The sequence below is a fragment of the Mycobacterium sp. pR1184 genome (assembly GCF_041287235.1).
Taxonomy (GTDB): Bacteria; Actinomycetota; Actinomycetes; order Mycobacteriales; family Mycobacteriaceae; genus Mycobacterium.
The window spans coordinates 357,263-378,358 of the sequence record NZ_JBGGKR010000005.1; the positions used below are offsets into that span (position 1 = coordinate 357,263).

Genomic DNA, 21,096 nt, shown 5'->3' on the forward strand with positions numbered 1-21,096 from the left:
TCCGGGCGCAAAAGGGTTGGGATTCAGAGGGATCGAGTATGAGCATTTCGCTGCTTCTCGAGATGGCTGCGTCGAGCAACCCCGATCGCACCGCCGTCGTGTCGGGGGAAACCCGGCTGACGACGCAGGAACTCAGCGATCTGGCCGACGGCGGCGCCGCAGTCATCGCGGAATCGGGTGCTCAGCACGTGGCTTATGTGGGCGTCGGTGGCGCGATGCTGCCGGTACTGGCCTTTGCGTCGGCACGCGCCGGGCTGCCCTTCACCCCGCTCAACTACCGGCTGTCCGCCGAGGGCATCCAGGCGCTGATCGAGCGGCTGCCCGAACCGCTGGTCATCGTCGACGGCCGCTATCAGGACATGCTCGGCGATTCGTCCAAGCGGGTGATGGATTCCGATGACTTCCTCACCGCCGCGCGCAGCGCCGAGCCCGCCGTCGACGGTCTCGCGTTCCCCGACCCGGAATCGGTCGCGATCGTGCTGTTCACCTCCGGCACCACGTCGCAGCCCAAGGCCGTCGAGCTTTCGCACAACAACCTGACCAGTTATGTCACCGGAACCGTCGAATTCGACTCGGCCGCAGCACAAGACGCGGCGCTGATCTGCGTGCCGCCGTATCACATCGCCGGCGTCGGCGCCGCGCTGTCGAATCTCTATGCCGGTCCGAAGATGGTCTATCTGCCCAACTTCGACGCAGGAGAATGGGTGCGGCTGATCGGCGCCGAGCATGTCACCACCGCGACGCTGGTGCCCACCATGCTGGACCGCGTCGTCACCGTGCTCGAGACGGGTGACGACACTTCGCGCGACCTGACATCGCTGCGCAACCTGGCCTACGGCGGCTCGAAGGTCGGACTGCCCCTGGTGCGCCGGGCGCTCGAACTGCTGCCGGAGGTGGGCTTCGTCAATGCTTACGGCCTGACCGAGACGAGCTCGACGATCGCGGTGCTCACGCCCGACGACCACCGCGCGGCGCAGTCCGCCGCGGAACCGGCCGCGATCAGGCGGCTGGGTTCGGTGGGACGGCCGGTGCCCGGCATCGAGATCGAGATCCGCGACGACGAGGGCAACGTACTGCCGGCCGGTGAGACCGGCGAGCTCTTCGTGCGCGGCGAGCAGGTGTCCGGGCGTTACACCGGGATCGGCTCGGTGCTCGACGAAAACGGTTGGTTCCCAACCAAAGACATCGCCATGCTGGATGAAGAGGGCTACCTGTTCATCGGCGGACGCAGTGACGACACCATCATCCGCGGCGGCGAGAACATCGCGCCCGCCGAGCTGGAAGAGGTGCTCGTCGAGCATCCGCACGTGCGCGACGTCGCCGTCGTCGGCGTCGAAGACCCGCAGTGGGGACAGGCGATCGTCGCCGTGGTGGTCCCGCGGCCCGGCGTCGACCCCGATCCCGAGGAATTGCGGGACCATGTCCGAAAGGCTTTGCGCGGATCGCGAACCCCCGACCGCGTCGTGTTTCGCGACGAGCTGCCGACCACGCCCACGGGCAAGGTCCTGAGGCGGGAAATCATTGCAGACCTAGAAGGGTTGCAGGCCGCACCGGCCGAGTAGTAAGTAGAGGACGAAAAACCATGGTAAAGAACGGAACCCGCCTCACCAGTCAGGTGTGTGACACCCAGGTGATCGTCGTGAGGAGCTCCGAGAGTCTCGATGATTTGCGCTGCGGCGGGGTGCCGATGGTGCCGATCGGTGGCGAGCGCTCGGGCGAACTCGACCCGGCTTTCTCCGAGGGCACCGTGATGGGCAAGCGCTATGTCGACGAGTCCGGCGCCGAGGTACTGGTCACTAAACCGGGCGCCGGGAGCCTGAGCATCGGTGCGACGCCGCTGGCGCTCAAAGAGGTCAAACCGCTACCGGCGAGCGACTAGCCGTCCTGCTTGCCGGGCATTCCATTGCGGGTAACGAATTCCCTTGCCTTGATCAGGAATTCGAGCTGCTCGCCGACCTGGCTGAGCGGGAGAACCGAGCGGGTCGAACGGGCCAGCACAATCGCGCCTTCGAGCGCTGAGATCGAGGTCACCGCCAGCGAGGCGGCATCGTCGTCGTTGAAGCCGTCTTTGGCGAACGCCCGGGTCAACGCCGTGCACCACCTGCCCAGGATCATGCCGGCTTCGCTGGTCAGGTCCTGATCGTTTTCGTCCGAGCTGATCGCGGCCGCGACCACCGGGCAGCCGGCGAGGAAGTCGCCGTCGGTCAGCAGCCGCTCCCAGAGTTCGATGAACTCGCGCAGCAATGTGCGGGCGCCGTGGGCGGCGGCCGCGTCGATGGTGGCGGTGATGGCATCCCCCGAATACCGCAGGGCCTCGCTGAGGATCTGATTGCGGCCTTCGGGGAAGTGGTAGTAAACCGAGCCGCGTGGGGCGCCGCTGCGGGCCAGCACGGCATCGATCGTGACGCCGGCGGCTCCGCGCTCACGCATCACCTCGGCGGCGCTGACGAGCATCTTGGTGCGGGTGCCGCCGCGCTTCGTCGACGAAGGTCGGGGTTCGACGTCGCTTGTAATCGGCACTCTCGTACCTCCTGGGGCTGACGTCATGCAGCGTGCGAATGCCGCGATACCGGCCAGTGCATGTTACGCCGGCTGAACCGGAAGGACGGGCGTTTCAGGTCGGGCACCTCGCGGGTGAAGTGATAGCCGGCGACGTTGAGTTCGATGATCCACATGGTATTTCTCCCGGCCTAAGGGTGCGGTCATGCGCCGGGGCCGGCGGCTCATGATTATGCTGAGAATCATATAAGACATTGGTCTACTAAGCAAGTTGTTAGCGGAACTAAACTCGCAGACCAGGGAAATTTGTGACCTAGGTCATTTATTCGGGGTGAGTATAAGCTGAGTAAACGGTAAGGATTATGCTTTATTGCATAATTTTGGATTCTGCGGTTCACTGTGGCATGGCACACATGCACAACAACACCGCCGGTCAGATCCTTCCCGATCTCGACACCGTGACCCTGGAACGCGACGGCCACGTTTTGCTGATCGGCTTGAATCGACCGCACAAACGCAACTCGTTCGACCGTGCGATGCTCGCGGAGCTCTCCCGCGCCTACGCGCTGCTGGAGTCCGACACCGAGGTGCGGGCCGGGGTGCTGTTCGCACACGGCGACCATCTGACCGCGGGCCTGGATCTCGCCGACGTCGGCCCGGGCATCGCCGCCGGACAGAGCCCGTTCCCCGACGACGGCCGCGACCCCTTCCGGCTGAACGACACCTGGACCACCCCGCTGATCGCCGTCGCGCACGGCTGGTGCATGACGCTGGGCATCGAGCTGCTGCTGGCCGCCGACATCCGCATCGCCGCCGCCGACGCCCGATTCACCCAGCTCGAGGTGCGGCGCGGAATCTACCCGTTCGGCGGCGCGACGATCCGGCTGCCGCGCGAGGCGGGCTGGGGCAATGCCATGCGCTGGCTGCGAGGGCGTGCGGTCGTTCGTCGAGCGACGCGACGCCCAATTCTCCGGCCGCTAACGCTCGCGAGAGTCACGCCAGCGTGGCTCTGAGTACCGAACGTCACGCCAGCGTGACACTCGGCGACAAAGCCCGAGTGCACGCTCGGCGCGGGAGCGTTAGCCCTCGACGGTGTAGCCCATCGGCATCAGCACGCTCTTCTGCTGCGTGAAGTGCTCGACACCTTCTGGACCGTTCTCCCGGCCGATGCCGGAGTTCTTGTAGCCGCCGAACGGGCAGCACGGGTCGAACGCGTACCAGTTGATGGCGTAGGTCCCGGTGCGGATCTTCTCCGAGATCTCGATGCCCTTGGGAATGTCGGACGTCCACACGCTGCCGGCCAGGCCGTACGCCGAGTCGTTGGCGATCTTGATCGCATCCTCTTCGGTGTCGAACGGGATGATGCTCAGCACCGGCCCGAAGATCTCCTCCTGGGCGATCGTCATCTTGTTGTCGACGTCGGCGAAGACCGTGGGCTCGACGAAGAAGCCGTTGTCCAGGCCCTCGGGGCGGCCACCGCCACACACCAGCCGAGCGCCCTCTTCGATGCCCTTGGCGATGTAGCCCTCGACGCGAGCGCGTTGCTTCTCCGAGATCAGTGACCCGATCTGGGCGGCCGGGTCCGACGGCGGGCCGACCGGCAGCGCCTGCACGAATTGGCTTACCGCTTCCACGATTTCGTCGTAGCGCGAGCGGGGCGCCAGGATGCGGGTCTGGCCGACGCAGGCCTGCCCGGTGTTCATGATGCCGGAGAACACCAGCATCGGGATCGCCGAGGCGAGGTCGACGTCCTCGAGCAGGATGGCCGCGGACTTACCGCCGAGCTCTAGGGTGCACGGCTTGAGCATCTCGGCGGCGCGGCGGCCGATCTCCTTGCCGACGCCCGAGCTGCCGGTGAAGGTGAACAGGTCGACGCCCGGGTTCGACGTCAGCGCCTGGCCGGTCTCGATACCGCCGGGCACCACCGACAACACACCTTCGGGCAGACCGGCCTCGGCGAAGATCTCCGCCAAAGCATTTGTGGTGAGCGGGGTTTCGGCGGCCGGCTTGAGCACCACGGTGCAGCCGGCCAGCAGCGCGGGGCCCAGCTTGTTGACGGCCAGGAACAGCGGCACGTTCCATGCCACGATCGCGCCCACCACGCCGATCGGCTCGCGGTACACGATGGTCTGCCCGTAGGAGCCGTTGCGGATCTCCCGCCACTTGACCTGGTCGACTGCCGGGCCGGCGAAGAAGTTCATCGCGCCCATCGAGCCCATCCAGTGCATCGTCTCGATGGTGGTCGGCGGCTGTCCGGTCTCACCCGCGAGCAGCGCGCTCAGCAGCTCTTTGCGCTCTTCCATCAGCTTGACCACGTTGGCGATGACGGCCGCGCGTTCCTTCGGCGGCGTGGTGGGCCAGGGGCCGCTGTCGAAAGCGGCGCGGGCCGCGGCGACCGCCGCGTCGACGTCCGCCGCCGCCGCCAGTGGCGTCTTGCCGAAGTATTCGCCGGTGGCCGGACAGTGCACCTCGATCACCTCAGAGGTCGACGGCTCCGTCCACTTGCCGCCGATGAAAAGCTTGTCGTACTCGGTCTTGATGTCGGTCATATTCCGCCGCTCCATCCTCGTCACGCCGCTAGGCCTCGTCGCCGGGCATGGCGCCACCCTACCCAAGCCTGCGCAAAACGAGAACATGTTTCATTCTCGGGGTGAAAGCACCAGCACGAGATTGCTGACCAGGAACTCGCGCAGTACCGGCACCGACGTCACCCACCACGCCCATCGTGGGTGGTAGCGCGGGAATGCGGCCAGCAGCGCCCCGGTGTTCGCGGCCCAGCTCAATCCCTGGGCGGCGGACACCGCGAACAACGACGACCCGTAGTCGTTCTTCGCGCGATGGCCGTGTTTGCGTGCATAGCGGGCAGCTGCGCGCTCACCGCCCAGGTAGTGCGTCAGACCCATCTCATGCCCGCCGAACGGGCCCAGCCAGACGGTGTAGGACAGCACCGCCAGGCCGCCCGGCTTGGTCACCCGCAGCATCTCGGTGCCGAGCTGCCACGGTCGCGGGACGTGTTCGGCGACGTTGGACGACAGGCAGATGTCCACCGAGTCATCGGCGAACGGCAACGCCATGCCCGACGCCCGGACGAACGAGTCCTGGAACGGCTTGGCCTGCCGCGCCGCGGGCCCGGCGGCGTGCATCTCGCTCGGATCGGGCTCGACACCCAGGTAGTGCACGCCGGCGCTGGTGAACGCCGCGGCGAAGTAGCCGGGCCCGCCGCCGACGTCGAGCAGCGTGCGGCCGGCAAGTGGTTCTCCGCGCGCGGCCAGCCACAGGTCGCCGACCATCGCCGCGGTATCAGCGGCCAGGGCGCCGTAGAACCGGCCCGGATCCGGCTGCTCGTAGCGGAATTCGGACAGCAACCGCACCGAGCGCGACAGCGTGGCCCGTCGCGCAAAGAAGTCGGTCACCGCCACCGAGCAACCGTACGCAGCGTCGTCAGGTGGCACCCAAAGTGCCCGCCTCGTAGCGACAACGTGCCACCGCCACGCTCACGCGATCGATTTGTCGCTCGGAGGCGGGCACCTCGCACTATCCCCGAGGCCGATGCCGTGGTGCTGGATGTGACCGAAACCGTCGCCGTGGCCAAAGTGCAGGTTGTCGCCGCGTTAGGCTGGCCGGTGATGTCTGAACTGCGATCCGTCCTGCTGCTGTGCTGGCGCGACACCGGCCATCCGCAGGGCGGCGGCAGCGAAGCCTACTTACAGCGGATCGGCGCCCAGTTGGCCGCATCCGGTGTCTCGGTCACGTTGCGCACCGCCCGCTACCCGGGTGCACCGCGCCGTGAGCTCGTCGACGGGGTCCGGATCACCCGTGCGGGTGAGCGCTACTCGGTCTATGTGTGGGCGCTGCTCGCGATGGCAGCGGCCCGGGTGGGCCTGGGACCGCTGCGGCGAGTGCGGCCCGATGTGGTCGTCGACTCGCAGAACGGCTTGCCGTTCTGCGCTCGGCTGCTCTACGGCCGTCGGGTGGTGGTCCTGGTCCATCACTGTCACCGCGCGCAGTGGCCGGTGGCCGGGCCGGTACTCGGCCGGCTGGGCTGGTTTGTCGAGTCGTGGCTGTCGCCGCGACTGCACCGGCGCAATCAGTACCTGACGGTGTCGCTGCCGTCGGTGCGTGACCTGGTAGCGCTGGGCGCGGACAACGAGCGCATCGCGGTGGTGCGCAATGGCCTTGACGAGGCGCCGGCGCGGTCGTTGGAAGGCCCGCGTTCGGCTGTGCCGCGGGTGGTGGTGCTCTCGCGGCTGGTGCCGCACAAGCAGATCGAGGACGCTCTGGAGACCGTCGCCGAGCTGCGCCCGCGAATCCCGGCACTGCATCTGGACATCGTCGGCGACGGCTGGTGGCGCGAGCGCCTCGTCGAGCATGTCCGCGGTCTGGGCATCAGCGACGCGGTGACGTTCCACGGCCACGTCGATGACGTCACCAAACACCATGTGTTGCAAGGGGCTTGGGTGCATGTGCTGCCCTCCCGCAAGGAGGGCTGGGGCCTCGCGGTCGTCGAGGCCGCGCAGCATCGGGTGCCGACCATTGGTTACCGCTGCGCAGGCGGCTTGTCGGACTCGATCGTCGACGGTGTGACCGGGATTCTGGTGGACAACCGCGCCGAGCTGGTGGACCGCCTCGAAGAGCTGCTGTGCGATCCGGTGCTGCGCGATCAGCTCGGGGTCAAGGCGCAGACGCGCAGCGGTGAGTTCTCCTGGACGCAAAGCGCCGAGGCGATGCGTGCCGTGCTTGAAGCCGTCCAAGCCGGGCAGTTCGTCAGCGGCGTCGTCTAACCCGCCAGGCCGCGCCGGCACCGCCCACGAGCAGCATCCCCAGCCAGGCCAGGTGCGCGAGCAGCGTGGCGTTGCGCCGGGCCGGCGCAACCCCGGCGGCCTCACCGCCGACCCGGTACAGCGTCAACTCCCCGTCACGGAACACCGGTGTGAGCGCGCCCAAGGTGCGGGCGGCCGAGCCCATGTTTCCGGCGCTGTCCGATTCGACGACCAGCCAGCCGACGCCGGCCGGGGCCAAGGCCGACGGCGCAGGCCCGGACAGCAGCAGCTCCTGGACGGCCCGGGCGCGGTTGCCCTCCCCGGGTACCACCCGCCCGGAAATCGCCAAGTCGCCCGTGCTCAACACGTCGGCGCGCAGCCAGCGCGGCAGCGGATCCAGCACCGGCGCCGGACCCGACCAGGCGAAGCGGCGCATCGAGCCCGCGGGCAGCACCGCGACCGGCGCGGGCGCCCGGTTGATCGCCGCCGCCACCGCGGCCCAGCCCGGCGGGTAGTGCACCGGCGCAACCTTGCCGCCGACCCCCCACGCCAAATCGGGCAGCACGGCGATCAGCGCGAGACAGCCCACCAGCGCCGTGGCCACCGGCTGCGCCCACCGCCGCAGCGACACCACCGCGCCGGCTCCCGCGAGGGTGTAGCCGGGCACCGCCAGCGCGACCCATTTCTGCCCGTCGCGCAGCACGCCCAGACCGGGCGCCGCGTCAATCACCATGGCAAGCAGGTGCAGGCCCGGCCCGGTGGCCAGCGCGGCCGGCACCACCACCGCCACCGCCGCGAGCACCATCAGCGGCTGCGCCGTCGGGCGGCGTAGCACCGTCGGGACCCCGGCCGCCACCACACCCAGCAGCGCCAGCGCCGAGATGAGCGCGAAAAGCGTTGCCCGGGAACTGGGTACCGCCTCGCCGTTCCAGATACCGCCGAGACTGGCCAGGCTGACCAGCGTGCCCAGGCCGGGCTCGGCGCGCGGCGCGAAGGCGATCACACCTAGCGCGCTCGCTGCTTTGGGGGTGGACAGCGACGACCCCGTCGCCGCGGCCACTAGCCACGGCAGCGCCGCCACCAGCGCGGCACCCAACGCCATCGCGGCGCACCGCCAGCGGGCCCGGCCCGCACCCGGCGCGGCGACGCAGACCAGCGCCACCGTCGCGGCCAGCATCAGCCCCGTCGGCGTCAGCCCGGCCAGCGCGATCCAGAACGCCAACGAAAAATAGCCGGGCCCACCTGATCGCAGGCTCAGCACCGTCGTCGCCACCCAGGGCAGGCAGCCGTAACCGACCAGCAGGCTCCAGTGCCCCTGCAGAAGTCGTTCGGCGACATAGGGATTCCAGATCGCCAGCGTGACCGCGACGAACTGGCCTGGCGTGCCGGCGCAGGGCAGCGCGGTGGCCACGAGCCGTGCCGCACCCCAGCCCGCCAGCCACAACCCCGTGACCAGCAGCACCTTCACCACAACGCCGCCGTCGACCAGGTGCGAGCCCAGCGCCACGGCGAAATCCTGCGGAGTCGCCCGCGGCGGTGCGGTCAACCCCAGGGCGGTATCGGACAGGTAGGAACGCGGCGTCGAGACCGCGTCGCGCAGCAGCAGGTACCCCGGCCGCAGCAACGGCGCCACCACCAACAACGCCAGCGCCAACGCATAGCCGGGGAGAGACCACCGCACCGCCCGGCGCCATGGCGCGGTCACCGTCGGCGCAACAGCGGGCTAGTCCCGGTCGGGCGGGCCGGGCGGATTCGGCTCGGGCACCGGTGGATCGGAGCCGGGCGGATCGTCGTCCGACTCGGAGTGCTGCGCGGGCAGCTTCTCGGTCTCGGCTTCGGCGCCGGGCACCCGTTCCTCGAGCCCGCTGCGGCCGAAGAACTCCTCATCGCCGCGGTCCAGACCCGGGTCCGTCAGCGCGCTCTCGGTCCGCAGGCTGAACGACGCGAACAATCCACCGCCGATCAGCGCGATCAGGCCGACCGCGGTGAAGGTGATCGGCAGCACCCGCGACCACAGCGCGAGCCGGTCCCGCTCGTCGCGGGCGGCGTTCACCTGAGACTCCACGGTGTCCTCGTTGGAGGTGACCTTGTAGTCGGCCAGCGTCGCCTCGGGCTTCAGTGGATCGCGGGCGAAGAAGTGGTTGGCGTGCTCGGTTTGCTTGACGATGGTGCCCGAGACCGGGTCCACCCAGAAGGTCCGCTGCGCCGCGTAGTAGCGGGTCATGGTGATCTGCTCGGCCGGATCGACGTCCTTGAGGCCCCACATCGCCGCGGAGGCCGTCACCTTGCCGTCCTCGTCGCCGGCGTACAGCGACGGGTATTTCACCGGCGCCACCAGCTTGCCGTCGGCGCTGTACCCGATGTTCTGGGTGAACTTGTAGGTGGTCAGCCCGTTGACGTCCTCTTGGGTGTCGTAGTTGACGTCGTAGGTCTTCTGCGCGACCGGATCGAAGTAGGGGTAGGTCTTCTTCTCGGTGTGGAACGGGAAGCGGTAGGACAAGCCGTCGTGGCGCACCGGGATCGAGGTGGGCGGGTTCTCGTCGTTGAAGGTGCGCGGCTTCTGGACGGCGCCGCCGGTGTGGGTGTCGTCGGAGACGGCCATCGCGGTCTTGCGGTTGAGCGTGACGGTGTCGACGATCGCCAGCAGCAGCCCGGTGTCCTTCTGCTTGTCGGTGCGCCGAAGCGAGGTGCCGACCTGCAGCGTGACCACGTCGGCGTTGGCCGGCGACTCGACGCTGATCTGCTGCTGGGAAACCAGGGGCACGTTCTGGTTGATGATGAAGTGATCGCCGGACAGCGACGCCGTGTCGAGCGCGGTTCCGGTGCCGTCGCTGACCAGCGTGGTGTCGATGTTGAGCGGGATCTTGGTGATCCGGCTGGTGGTGTAGGTCGACAGCAGCAGCGCGGCGATCAGCAGGGCAGCCCCGAGCCCGATGATTCCGCATGCGGCGAACCGCAACATAACCGCTCGGTTCACGTTGCTGTGCCCTCCCTAAATGCTCTAGGCAAATCCGTTCGACCCTAACAGCAGTACCCGATTCGGCAGGTAACAGAGCGCAGGCAGACTGTGATCGTGACCGACGGCGACCAGGCGAGCGGAACTCGCAGCTTCCTGCCCGCAGTCGAGGGTATGCGCGCCTGCGCGGCCATGGGCGTGGTCATCACGCACGTGGCCTTCCAGACCGGACACTCCAGCGGTGTCGACGGGCGACTGTTCGGCCGCTTCGACCTTGCCGTGGCGGTGTTCTTCGCGCTGTCGGGGTTCCTGCTGTGGCGTGGCCATGCCGCAGCGGCCAGAAACGTGGGAGCCCGCCCGCCCACCGGCCACTACCTGCGATCGCGGGTAGTCCGCATCATGCCGGCCTATCTGGTGGCCGTCGTCGTGATCCTGACTCTGCTGCCTGACGCGGATCACGCCAGCCCGACCGTCTGGCTGGCAAACCTCACCCTGACCCAGATCTATGTGCCGCTCACCCTGACCGGTGGGCTGACCCAGATGTGGAGCCTCTCGGTCGAGGTCAGCTTCTATCTGGCGCTGCCGATTCTCGCGCTGTTGGCCCGCCGCATTCCGGTGCGCGCCCGGGTGCCGGCGATCGCCGCGCTGGCGGCACTCAGCTGGGGGTGGGGCTGGCTTCCTTTTTTCGCCGGCCACTCGGGGTCCGGCAATCCGCTGAACTGGCCGCCGGCATTCTTCTCCTGGTTCGCCGCGGGCATGCTGCTGGCCGAGTGGGTGCACAGCCCGACCGGGCTGCCGCACCGATTGGCGCGCCGGCGGGTGCTGATGGCTGCCATCGCACTGGCCGCGTTTCTGGTGGCCGCCTCTCCGCTGGCGGGTCCGGAGGGGCTGACGCCGGAGACCGCGGCGCAGTTCGCGTTGAAGACGGCGATGGGGTCGATCGTCGCGTTCGCCTTGGTCGCACCGCTGGTGCTGGATCGGATCACCACCCGCCACCGGCTGCTGGGCAGTGCCGGCATGGTCACCCTGGGCCGCTGGTCCTACGGCCTGTTCATCTGGCACTTGGCCGCGCTGGCCATGGTGTTCCCGGTGGTCGGGACGTTTCCGTTCACCGGCAACATGCCGACGGTGTTGATGCTGACACTGATCTTCGGTTTCGCGATCGCGGCGGTGAGCTACGCCCTGGTCGAATCGCCGTGCCGGGAAGCGTTGCGCCGCTGGGAGAAACGCGAGAAACCGACCGCTGCGGCGATAGATGCCGAGGCGGACGCCATCGCGCCCTAGCCGGTGCGGTCCATCCACTCTTCCAGTGCGCCCGCGGACGGCAGACTGACGGCGTGTTCGATCTTCTCGATCAGGTCGGTGCCGTACTCGACGGTGGACCTGATGAAGTGGCCCAGCCCCGCCAGGTGAATGCCGTCGGTCAGCAGGTAAGCGCTCTCGCCGACCACGCTGAAATGGCTCGGCTGTGTGCACTCGCGGACAAACGCCTTGGGCCAGTGGTTGTCGCGGTTCCAGTCGTTGACCACTTCCATCAGGCGGGGGCGCTCGCTGGCTTGGTAGTACCCCGCGGGGCTGATCGAGATCTCCAGGATGTCGGGCCGTAATCCGTTGATCCGCAGGTTCACGTGCAGCTTGCCTCGCTGATAGTGGGACAGCACCATCATGAATTCCGCGCCGTCGTCGCTGCGGAAGAATCGCAACTGGTGCGATCGCAGATAGCGTTCGATCAGCTCCGGGCTCAACGGCTCGATTTGCATGGCGTTGATCGTGCGGCCGGGGCCTTGAAGAATCCTTGGTGCCTTCGGGTCAGCTCGCTTCGGCGGCCTGCAACCGTGCCATGATCTCGGCCCGGACCGCCGAGCGTCGGGCCTTGCCGGCGTCGTCGCGTAGCGGGGTGTCGACGAATTCGATGAAGTCGGGGGTGGGTGGCACCTTGTAGCCCGCGATGTTGGCGCGCAGGAAATCCTGTACCCCCGCAGCATCCAGCGTCGAGTCAGCGGTCGTATGCACCAGCGCGTAGGGCACCTGGCCCAGATCGCCCGCGTTGGGGTCGGGAATGCCAACGACCAAGCAGGACAATACTTCCGGGTGTGCCGACAACGCGCTTTCGATCTCCGCGGGATAGACGTTGCGGCCGCCCACGGTGAACATGTCGACCCGCCGGTCGGACAGATACAGGAAACCGTCGGCGTCGAAATAGCCGAGATCACCCAGCGAGTCCCAGCCGTTGTGGGTTTTCGCCGTCGACCCGATATACCGGTAGGTCGGCGCACTGCCCGGGGCGGGCCGCATGTAGATCTCCCCCTCCATGCCGGGTGGGCAGGGGTTGCCGTGATCGTCGAGCACCGTCATCTCGCCGCTGACGACGACGCCGACCGAACCCGGGTGGGTCAGCCACTGGTCGCCGGAGATGAACGTCAGCGCCTGTAACTCGGTGCCGCCGTACAACTCCCACACTTTCTCGGGACCGAGCAGGTCGATCCAGGCCTGCTTGATGGCCGGCGGGCACGGTGCCGCCAGGTGCCAGAACCGCCGGATCGATGACAGGTCGTAGGCCTGCGGGTTGGCCTGGTAAACCGGTAGCACCCGCTGCATGATCGTCGGCACCGTCACCATGAAGGTGACGCGATGATCGGCGATCACGCGCAGGAATTCGTGCGGATCGAACCGGTCGGTCAACACCAGGTGGTGGCCCATGATCAACGCCAGGGCCGCCATGGTGATCCCGGTGTTGTGAGATAGCGGCACCGGAACATAGGTGGTGTCGCAATCTTGTGCGCCCATCGCGTAGGCCGCCAGCGGTGAGAGGCGGCTGTCGACACCGGCTTCGATCAGCTTGGGTCGCCCGGTGCTGCCGCCGGACCCCATCGCCTTCCATGTCGGCGACACCGCCTCCGGTAGCGGCGCATCCGACAATGCCGCATCGGGGATGAAACCCTTTACCACGCTTGGTATTTCGGGGTGCTCGGCGCCCACCAGCAGGGCACGCGGCCGCAAGTCCAGCAGGCCTTGCAACTCCGCGGCGGGCAGTCGCGGCGACAATGGCTGCGGTACCGCGCCCAGCTTCCAGCACGCCACCGCGGCCTGCACGAACTCGACGGAGTTGGGCAGCAGGATCGTGACGTAGTCGCCGACGCCGACGCCGCGTTCGGCGTAGGCGCGCGCCAGCCGGTTCGTCGAGCGGTCGAGCTCGGCGCGGGTGAGCGTCACGCCGTCGCAGGTGAGGGCCGCCTCGTCGGGGGCGAGTTGGGCCAGCGCCGAAATCTGGGCGCCGATCGGCGGGATCGGTTCACTCATATGCACCCTGCCGCTCGAAGATGCGCCGCGGGTTGTCGACGAGCATGGTGTGCAGTTGCTCCTCGGTGACGCCGCGCTCTTTGAGGGCGGGGATCACGTCGTTGTGGATATGCAGGTAGTGCCAGTTGGGTGCCATCTGCGGAACGAGTTCTTCGGGCAGCGCGTCGAAGTAGCAGTTGGCGTCGTGCGACAGCACCATCTTGTCGGCGTGCCCGCGTTCGCACATCTGCGCCACGATGCCGACTCGTTCTTCGAACGGTGAGATCACATCGAGGCCGAACCGGTCCATGCCGAGATAGGACCCCGCGGCGATGAGCTCCTCGAGGTAACCGACGTCGGTGCTGTCGCCCGAATGCCCGATGATCACCCGGCTCAGGTCGACGCCCTCCTCTTCGAAGATGCGCTGCTGCTCGAGCCCGCGGCGCAGCCCGGCGTGGGTGTGCGTGGAGATCGGCACGCCGGTGCGCTTGTGCGCCTGGGCGACCGCGCGCAACACCCGCTCGACGCCGGGGGTGACGCCCGGCTCGTCGGTGGCGCACTTGAGGATCCCGGCCTTGATGCCGGTGTCGGCGATGCCTTCCTCGATGTCCTTGACGAACATGTCGGTCATGATCTCCGGGCCGCCCAGCATGCCGCCCGGACCCTCGTAGTGGAACCGCAGCGGCAGGTCGTTGTAGGTGTAAAAACCAGTCGCCACAACGATATTCAGCTCGGTGGCCGCGGCTACCCGGGCAATGCGGGGGATGTAGCGGCCCAGCCCGATCACCGTGAGGTCGACGATGGTGTCCACGCCGCGCGACTTCAACTCGTTGAGCCGGGCGATGGCGTCGGCCACCCGCTTTTCCTCGTCGCCCCAGGCGTCGGGATAGTTCAGCGCGATCTCGGTGGTCATGATGAAGACGTGCTCGTGCATGAGCGTCACGCCGAGATCAGCGGTATCGATGGATCCCCGGGCGGTATTTAGTTCGGACACGTGGCTGATGCTAGGCCGGGTGGTTGTCGTCCAAAAGGGGCAATCAAGCAGACAATGCCTATTTCCGCGGCCCGCCGTCGGCTGATACCGCGAGTCCGCACATCGGCGTACCGTCTGCCGCATGCTGCTCAACCCCAACCAGTTGAACCGTAAATACCCCGACGCTCGATCCGGGGAGATCATGGCCGCCACCGTCGACTTCTTCGAGTCCCGTGGCAAGGCCCGGCTGAAGGCCGACGACCACGCGCGGGCGTGGTACTCCGACTTCCTCGACCACATCGGCCGGGAACGGATCTTCGCCTCGCTGCTGACGCCGTCGGAGTACGGCGCTGCCGACTGTCGCTGGGACACCTACCGAATCAGCGAGTTCGCCGAGATCGTCGGCTTTTACGGCCTGAACTACTGGTACCCGTTCCAGGTCACGGCACTTGGCCTGGGCCCGATCTGGATGAGCGACAACGAAGACGCCAAGCGCAAGGCCGCCGCCCAGCTGGAGCAGGGCGAGGTGTTCGCCTTCGGCCTGTCGGAGCAGAGTCACGGCGCCGACGTCTACCAGACCGACATGATCCTGACGCCGGGTGAGAACGGCTGGACGGCCAGCGGCGAGAAGTACTACATCGGCAACGCCAACGCCGCGCGGATGGTCTCCACCTTCGGCAAGATCGCCGGCCCCTCTGACGGCGAAGACGAGTACGTCTTCTTCGTCGCCGACTCCCAGCACGATCGCTACCAGCTGATCAAGAACGTCGTCAACTCGCAGAACTACGTCGCCAACTATCGCCTGAGCGACTATCCGGTCACCGAGGCCGACATCCTGCACCGCGGCCCCGGTGCCTTCCATGCCGCGCTCAACACCGTCAACGTCTGCAAGTACAACCTCGGCTGGGGTGCGGTCGGCATGTGTACCCACGCCATGTACGAGGCGGTCACCCATGCCTCCAACCGCTACCTGTACGGCACTGTCGTCACCGACTTCAGCCACGTGCGACGGCTGCTCACCGAGGCCTACACGCGACTGATCGCGATGAAGCTCGTCGCGACCCGGGCCTGCGACTACATGCGCAGCGCCTCGGCCGAGGACCGCCGCTACCTGCTCTACAGCCCGCTCACCAAGGCGAAGATCACCAGCGAGGGCGAGCGGGTGATCACCGCCCTGTGGGACGTGATCGCCGCCAAGGGCGTGGAGAAGGACACCATCTTCGAGGCGATGACCCGCGAGATCGGGCTGCTGCCCAGGTTGGAAGGCACCGTCCACATCAACATCGGGCTGCTGGCGAAGTTCATGCCCAACTACCTGTTCGCGCCGGACAGCGAATTACCGGTGATCGGGCGCCGCGACGAGGCCGTCGACGACTCGTTCCTGTTCAACCAGGGCCCGACCGGGGGATTGGGCAAGGTCCGTTTCCACGATTGGCGCGCGCCGTTCGACAGCTTCGCGCACCTGCCCAACGTCGCGCTACTGCGCGAGCAGATCGACGTGCTGGCCGAGATGCTGGCCAGCGCGACGCCAGATACGGTGCAGCAGAAGGATATTGACTTCGCGTTCGGGGTCGGCCAGTTGTTCGCGACGGTGCCCTACGCGCAGCTGATTCTGGAAGAGGCCCCGCTGTCTGGAGTGGACGACGCGCTGATCGACGAGATCTTCGCGGTGCTGGTCCGCGACTTCAACAGCTACGCCGTCGAATTGGCGGACAAACGCGCCACCACCGACGCGCAGGCCGGGTTCGCAATGCGGATGATTCGTCGCCCGGTGTTCGACCAGTCACGCTACGACCAGGTCTGGAAGGAACACGTGCTGCCGATCAACGGCGCCTATCAGATGCGGCCGTAGGCCTGTTGCTCGAGCGCCCGGCTGGCCGCACGCGAGCGTCACGCCAGCGTGGCGATCGGATGGTGGCGTCACGCTGGCGTGACGCTCGGCGAGACCCAGCGCCGGTCCCGCAACACATCCGGGTTGACCCCCTGCGAAGAGTTGGCTGAACTCGTCGATCTCCCTACTTCTGCCGACGATGGGCCAGTGGTCCAACATCACGAGAATGTTAGCCAGCAACGGTGACTTCACCTGCGATTCGGCGTGAAGCGACAGCTGCCGACAGGGTGTCGAATCTCAGTCGGGCATCCTGTCGAATGTGTCGGGGTGAGGACCGGTGCGACCGGGATCGCCACGGTCAAGGCCACTGATGGAATCCATCTGATCGGGGCTGAGCGCGAAGTCGAAGATGTCGATATTGGACTCCATCCGTTCGCGGTGTACCGACTTGGGGATGACGATGTGGCCGCTCTGAATGTGCCAACGCAGCACCACCTGCGCCGGCGTTTTGTTGTGCGCGGCGGCGATACGCGTGATCAGCTCATCGTCCAGGACCTTCCCTTGCGCGATAGGGGACCAGGCTTCCGTCGCGATCTGGTGCTGGCGCAGGTAGGCAACGACCCGCTGGTTCGTGAAGTACGGGTGCAGCTCGACTTGGTTGACCGCGGGCACAGTGTGCGATCCCTCGGCGAGTTGACGCAGATGCGGAACCTGGAAGTTCGACACGCCGACGCTGCGTGCCCGTCCGTCCTTGGCGAATTCCTCTAACACGTTCCACGTCGAAACGAAGTCGCCGTTATAGCGGGTGGGTAGGGGCCAGTGGATGAGGAAGAGGTCGACGTAATCCGAGCCGAGGGCAGTCAACGTGGCCTCGAATGCGCGCCGCGCGTCGTCGGGCCGATGATGTCCATTGTTGAGTTTGCTAGTGATGAACACCTCGTCGCGCTCCAGCCCGGCGTCGCGGATGCCTTGGCCGACTCCGCTTTCGTTGCCGTACATCTGCGCGGTGTCAATGTGGCGGTAACCGATCGCAAGCGCAGAACGCACCGCTGCGGCGGTCTGATCCGGTGGTATCTGGAACACGCCGAAGCCCAGTTGGGGGATGGTGTTGCCGTCATTGAGCGTGATCGACGCTATCGAGTTCATCTGATGGTTCTCCTGATAGTGATTTGGATATCGTTGGTCCTGACGATGGGGTCAGACCGTGGGCGGTCCGGTCCGGGGGAGGTCGCCGGAATCACTTGTGCCACTTTGCATCCGGATCTCGGTCGTCCTCATGGCACTCCCACGGTCGACGCTAGGCCGTGGTAAAGCTCGGCGCTGCGTCGCTTGGCAGCCAGCGTGGCGCGAAAGCAGTTCGCCACGTTCATGTCACCAGTCATCGCGTGCCGGTCACCGATCGGCTGGGTTGAGCGCGAGGAAAACCAGGCCGGCGGCCACGCCGCCGATCAGTTCCGGGACGAGGTAGATCAGCGTCGACCAACCGAGCAACCCCATTGCGGCGCCGCCCAGAACGACAGCGGGGTTGAACGCGCCGCCGGAGATATCACCCACGCTCACCGCGCCGACGACGACCGTGAAACCAATCGCCAGCCCGTAGAAGGAGTTGTCTGGATGGTCCTTGCTGGTTGCGACGTTCAGCACGACATAGGCCAGGGCGAAGGTGAAAAGGAATTCGACGATAAGCGCACTCGTCATGCCATGACCGTCGGGTGCAAAGGTATGGACGGGCGATGCGCCGATCGTCGCGCCGGTAACGACCGCGGCGAGTAGCCCTGCGCTGAGTTGCGCTGCCCAGTACCCGGTCGCTTCACCGGCACTGATTCTGCGGCGGACGAGCCCCGCCGCCGTCACAGCCGGGTTGTAGTGTCCGCCGGAAATGTGGCCGCCGGCGTAGACCATCACCATCAGCACAGCGCCAATCGCGAGCGGTGCCAGCGACGCGTTGGCACGGGTGCTGGCGCCGACGGTGAATACCAGGAAGAACGTCCCGATGAACTCGACGACAAGCTTGCGCGTCGTGGGGTGGGGGCTTGCTTTCGAGGGCCGCGGGCGTTTGGCGGCACGGGGGGCGGTGGACACCATGGCACTGCTCCAATCGAATACTGAACGTTTAGTTTCTAAACTAACCGTGGTGCCCCGTTGGAGCTAGTGACCTCAGTCTCAGTTACCCAGTCCGCGCATGGCCGCGTCCACGATTGCGTCGGCGCTGGCGTCGTCGAGTGCAGCGTGGCCGGCGACCAGCCGGTACATTGCTGGCCCGAAAATCAGGTCGATCGCGACTTCTGGGTCGATGTCTGCCCGCAATTCACCCCGCGCGACACCGCGATCCCAAATTGCCCTAACCAGTTTGCGCCGTGAGCTCACGAGATAGTCGCGCAGCTGCGCACCGACCTGCGGGTCGAATTGCGCCTCGCCGATGAGTTGGGCATAGGCGCGGCCGCTCGCGCTGGTATAGAAGTGGGTCATTCCGCGCAGCGCCAGCCGCAAATCTTCGCGCGCCGATCCGGTGTCGTGATCGGCCGACTCGATCGCCATCTCCGCCAGAAAGGCCTCGACGGCCAGGGCGTATTTGTTGGGCCACCACTTGTAGATCGTCGCCTTGCTCGCCCCGCTCCGGGCGGCGATCTGCTCGGTCGTCATCGCTCGCAAGCCGACCTCGTGCATCAGCTCGGACGTTGCACTCAGCACGGCCACCCGGGACTCCTGGCTGCGCGGTCGGCCCGGACGAGCCCGGGGTTGGTTCACAGGTATGGACGCCTCTTCATCATTACTGAACATGACGTTCATGATTATGACCCGGTGGCGTCGGTCCGTGTATTGATCTGTTGCCACGACTGAAGGGCTTGACTGTGACGCAGCTCACGCTAAGATGACCAGTGGTCATCCAGACAAGGAGGTCCGATGCCAACGGTGACATGGGCGCGGGTTGACCCCGCTCGTCGCACGGCAATCATCGAGGCCGCGGAGGCCGAATTCGGGGCCCACGGATTTTCCGGCGGCAGCCTGAACGTCATCGCGCGCCGGGCCGGCGTCGCCAAAGGCAGTCTCTTCCAGTACTTCGCGGACAAGCGCGACTTGTTCGCGTTCATCGCCGACATCGGCAGCCAACGGGTGCGCGTCTGCATGGAAGACCTCATCCGCGAGCTCAACCCTGACCGGCCGTTCTTCGAATTTCTCACCGAGCTGCTCGACGGATGGGTCGCCTACTTCGCCGAGCATCCGCATGAGCGTTCGCTGCATGCCGCGGCGACCCTGGAGGTCGACACGGACGCCCGCGTCAGCGTGCGCAGCGTCATCCACCGCCACTACCTGGAGGTGCTGCGACCGTTGGTGCAAGGCGCCTGCAAGCGTGGCGATTTGCGCGCCGATGCCGACACCGACGTGCTGCTGTCGTTGCTGCTGCTGATCTTCCCGCACCTGGCGCTGGCGCCCTACATGCGCGGCCTGGACCCGATCCTCGGTCTCGACGAGCCCAGCCCCGAGCAGCCTGCGCTGGCCGTACGCAGGCTCGTCGCGGTGCTCGCCGCCGCCTTCGCGGCAGCGCCGAATGCCTCCGTTCACCCAGCCCCATCGCGATCCGAGGAGGTCACATGAATCGAACCCGAGTTGCTTCAATGTCCCAGGGCGGTCTCAACTGGGATAGCCTGCCGCTCAAGCTCTTTGCGGGCGGCAATGCGAAATTCTGGGATCCGGCGGCCATCGACTTCTCCCGCGATCGCGAAGACTGGGAACGCCTGACCGACGACGAACGCAGCTACGCGACCCTGCTGTGCGCCGAGTTCATCGCCGGCGAGGAATCGGTGACCCAGGACATCCAGCCGTTCATGGCCGCGATGCGGGCCGAGGGCCGGCTCGGCGACGAGATGTATCTGACGCAGTTCGCCTTCGAGGAGGCCAAGCACGTTCAGGTGTTCCGGATGTGGCTCGACGCCGTCGGCGTCACCGAGGACCTGAACAACCTCATCGACGACGTGCCGACCTACCGCACGATCTTCTACGAAGAACTGCCGGCGTGTCTCGATGCGCTGACGGTCGACTCGTCACCGGCCGCCCAGGTGCGGGCGTCGGTCACCTACAACCACATGGTCGAGGGCATGTTGGCGCTGACCGGTTACTACATCTGGCACAGGATTTGCGTGGAACGCAACATCCTGCCCGGCATGCAGGAATTGGTCCGGCGCATCGGCGACGACGAGCGACGCCACATGGCCTGGGGCACCTTCACCTGCCGGCGCCATGTCGCCGCCGACGACGCCAACTGGGGTGTCTTCGAAACGCGGATGAACGAGCTGATGCCGCTCGGACTGCGGCTGATCGAAGAGGGTTTTGCCCTCTATGACCCGATGCCGTTCGGTCTGTCGACGGACGACTCCATGCAGTACGCCTCGGACAAGGGGATGCGCCGGTTCGGCACCATCTCCAGCGCCCGCGGCCGCCCGCTCGAGGAAATCGACCTCGACTACTCACCGCTGCAGCTCGAGGACACCTTCGCCGAGGAGGACGAGCGGGCCCTGGCCGCGGTCTAGCGCCGAGCAGGCGTTAGCCGACCCAGACGGTTTTGGTGTTGCAGAATTCGCGGATGCCGTAGCCCGCGAGCTCGCGGCCGTAACCGGAACGCTTGACGCCGCCGAAGCCGAGTTCGGGGTAGGAGACGGTCATGCCGTTGATGAACACCTGCCCGGCCTCGATGTCGTCGATGAAGCGCTGTTGCTCGGTCTCGTCGTTGGTCCAGGCGTTGGAGCCCAGGCCGAAGGTGGTGGCGTTGGCGATCTCGATGGCCTCGTCGATGTCGGCG

General features: G+C 66.7%; 20 protein-coding genes and 1 pseudogene. 8 read left to right on the forward strand and 13 right to left on the reverse strand.

The window, feature by feature from the left end; genetic code table 11:
- Window positions 1-38: 38 nt before the first annotated feature.
- A complete protein-coding gene (locus ACAG21_RS11935; RefSeq protein WP_370496273.1) occupies window positions 39-1,562 on the forward strand; it encodes a class I adenylate-forming enzyme family protein in 1,524 nt (507 codons plus the stop codon).
- Between the two features lie 20 nt (window positions 1,563-1,582).
- Window positions 1,583-1,879: a hypothetical protein gene (locus ACAG21_RS11940; protein WP_370496274.1), complete on the forward strand. Its 297-nt coding sequence runs from the start codon at window positions 1,583-1,585 to the stop codon at window positions 1,877-1,879.
- Here the strand turns inward: ACAG21_RS11940 and ACAG21_RS11945 are convergent.
- Entirely contained in the window at window positions 1,876-2,454 is a 579-nt protein-coding gene (locus ACAG21_RS11945) for a TetR/AcrR family transcriptional regulator (RefSeq protein ID WP_370496327.1), read from the reverse strand. The two genes, ACAG21_RS11940 and ACAG21_RS11945, sit on opposite strands and share 4 nt — an antisense overlap.
- 89 nt (window positions 2,455-2,543) lie before the next feature.
- Window positions 2,544-2,675, reverse strand: coding sequence for a hypothetical protein (locus tag ACAG21_RS11950; RefSeq protein WP_370496275.1), 132 nt, complete (start codon window positions 2,673-2,675; stop codon window positions 2,544-2,546).
- A gap of 237 nt (window positions 2,676-2,912) precedes the next feature.
- On the opposite strand from ACAG21_RS11950, the pseudogene ACAG21_RS11955 reads away from it, so the two are divergent.
- Window positions 2,913-3,425 (forward strand): annotated as a pseudogene (locus ACAG21_RS11955) (enoyl-CoA hydratase-related protein); the annotation flags it as partial.
- A 153-nt stretch (window positions 3,426-3,578) separates the two neighbouring features.
- Here ACAG21_RS11955 and ACAG21_RS11960 read toward each other — a convergent pair.
- Together ACAG21_RS11960 and ACAG21_RS11965 are read right to left on the reverse strand one after the other, a co-directional pair.
- A complete protein-coding gene (locus ACAG21_RS11960) occupies window positions 3,579-5,048 on the reverse strand; it encodes an aldehyde dehydrogenase (protein ID WP_370496277.1) in 1,470 nt (489 codons plus the stop codon).
- 90 nt (window positions 5,049-5,138) lie between these two features.
- A complete protein-coding gene (locus ACAG21_RS11965; RefSeq protein ID WP_370496279.1) occupies window positions 5,139-5,918 on the reverse strand; it encodes a class I SAM-dependent methyltransferase in 780 nt (259 codons plus the stop codon).
- 207 nt (window positions 5,919-6,125) lie between these two features.
- On the opposite strand from ACAG21_RS11965, the gene ACAG21_RS11970 reads away from it, so the two are divergent.
- Window positions 6,126-7,280 (forward strand): glycosyltransferase family 4 protein, encoded by a 1,155-nt coding sequence (locus tag ACAG21_RS11970; protein ID WP_370496329.1) that lies wholly within the window; start codon window positions 6,126-6,128, stop codon window positions 7,278-7,280.
- Here ACAG21_RS11970 and ACAG21_RS11975 read toward each other — a convergent pair.
- Both ACAG21_RS11975 and ACAG21_RS11980 read right to left on the reverse strand, forming a co-directional pair.
- Window positions 7,264-8,940 (reverse strand): hypothetical protein, encoded by a 1,677-nt coding sequence (locus ACAG21_RS11975; RefSeq protein WP_370496280.1) that lies wholly within the window; start codon window positions 8,938-8,940, stop codon window positions 7,264-7,266. The two genes, ACAG21_RS11970 and ACAG21_RS11975, sit on opposite strands and share 17 nt — an antisense overlap.
- Window positions 8,941-8,982: 42 nt before the next feature.
- Entirely contained in the window at window positions 8,983-10,236 is a 1,254-nt protein-coding gene (locus ACAG21_RS11980; RefSeq protein ID WP_370496281.1) for a DUF3068 domain-containing protein, read from the reverse strand.
- Between the two features lie 153 nt (window positions 10,237-10,389).
- Between ACAG21_RS11980 and ACAG21_RS11985 the strand changes: the two genes are divergently transcribed.
- Window positions 10,390-11,499, forward strand: a complete 1,110-nt coding sequence (locus tag ACAG21_RS11985) for an acyltransferase family protein (RefSeq protein WP_370496330.1) — start codon at window positions 10,390-10,392, stop codon at window positions 11,497-11,499.
- Here ACAG21_RS11985 and ACAG21_RS11990 read toward each other — a convergent pair.
- Genes ACAG21_RS11990 through ACAG21_RS12000 form a run of 3 tightly spaced genes read right to left on the reverse strand, consistent with a single transcriptional unit; the run spans window position 11,496 to window position 14,488 of the window.
- Complete coding sequence (locus ACAG21_RS11990) at window positions 11,496-11,975, reverse strand: YbjN domain-containing protein (protein ID WP_370496282.1); 480 nt, start codon at window positions 11,973-11,975, stop codon at window positions 11,496-11,498. The two genes, ACAG21_RS11985 and ACAG21_RS11990, sit on opposite strands and share 4 nt — an antisense overlap.
- A 49-nt stretch (window positions 11,976-12,024) precedes the next feature.
- The gene (locus ACAG21_RS11995) at window positions 12,025-13,515 is read right to left on the reverse strand and encodes an AMP-binding protein (RefSeq protein WP_370496283.1); all 1,491 of its coding nucleotides are present in this window, start codon (window positions 13,513-13,515) and stop codon (window positions 12,025-12,027) included.
- A complete protein-coding gene (locus ACAG21_RS12000) occupies window positions 13,508-14,488 on the reverse strand; it encodes a phosphotriesterase-related protein (RefSeq protein ID WP_370496284.1) in 981 nt (326 codons plus the stop codon). Before ACAG21_RS12000 ends, ACAG21_RS11995 begins: the two co-directional genes overlap by 8 nt.
- A gap of 121 nt (window positions 14,489-14,609) precedes the next feature.
- Here ACAG21_RS12000 and ACAG21_RS12005 point away from each other — a divergent pair, with 121 nt between their 5' ends.
- Window positions 14,610-16,319, forward strand: a complete 1,710-nt coding sequence (locus ACAG21_RS12005; protein WP_370496285.1) for an acyl-CoA dehydrogenase family protein — start codon at window positions 14,610-14,612, stop codon at window positions 16,317-16,319.
- Window positions 16,320-16,595: 276 nt separating this feature from the next.
- Here ACAG21_RS12005 and ACAG21_RS12010 read toward each other — a convergent pair whose 3' ends face one another.
- The 3 genes from ACAG21_RS12010 to ACAG21_RS12020 form a co-directional block, all read right to left on the reverse strand.
- Complete coding sequence (locus ACAG21_RS12010; RefSeq protein ID WP_370496286.1) at window positions 16,596-17,444, reverse strand: aldo/keto reductase; 849 nt, start codon at window positions 17,442-17,444, stop codon at window positions 16,596-16,598.
- A 246-nt stretch (window positions 17,445-17,690) separates the two neighbouring features.
- A complete protein-coding gene (locus tag ACAG21_RS12015; RefSeq protein WP_370496287.1) occupies window positions 17,691-18,383 on the reverse strand; it encodes an MIP/aquaporin family protein in 693 nt (230 codons plus the stop codon).
- A 78-nt stretch (window positions 18,384-18,461) separates the two neighbouring features.
- Window positions 18,462-18,995: a TetR/AcrR family transcriptional regulator gene (locus ACAG21_RS12020; RefSeq protein ID WP_370496288.1), complete on the reverse strand. Its 534-nt coding sequence runs from the start codon at window positions 18,993-18,995 to the stop codon at window positions 18,462-18,464.
- A 207-nt stretch (window positions 18,996-19,202) separates the two neighbouring features.
- On the opposite strand from ACAG21_RS12020, the gene ACAG21_RS12025 reads away from it, so the two are divergent.
- On the forward strand, window positions 19,203-19,895 hold the full coding sequence (locus ACAG21_RS12025; RefSeq protein ID WP_370496289.1) for a TetR/AcrR family transcriptional regulator: 693 nt from the start codon (window positions 19,203-19,205) through the stop codon (window positions 19,893-19,895).
- Window positions 19,892-20,827 (forward strand): R2-like ligand-binding oxidase, encoded by a 936-nt coding sequence (locus tag ACAG21_RS12030; protein ID WP_370496290.1) that lies wholly within the window; start codon window positions 19,892-19,894, stop codon window positions 20,825-20,827. The genes ACAG21_RS12025 and ACAG21_RS12030 overlap by 4 nt, the downstream gene beginning before the upstream one ends.
- Window positions 20,828-20,840: 13 nt before the next feature.
- Here the strand turns inward: ACAG21_RS12030 and ACAG21_RS12035 are convergent.
- The coding region (locus ACAG21_RS12035; protein ID WP_370496292.1) for an aldehyde dehydrogenase family protein at window positions 20,841-21,096 on the reverse strand (256 nt) is incomplete at its 5' end.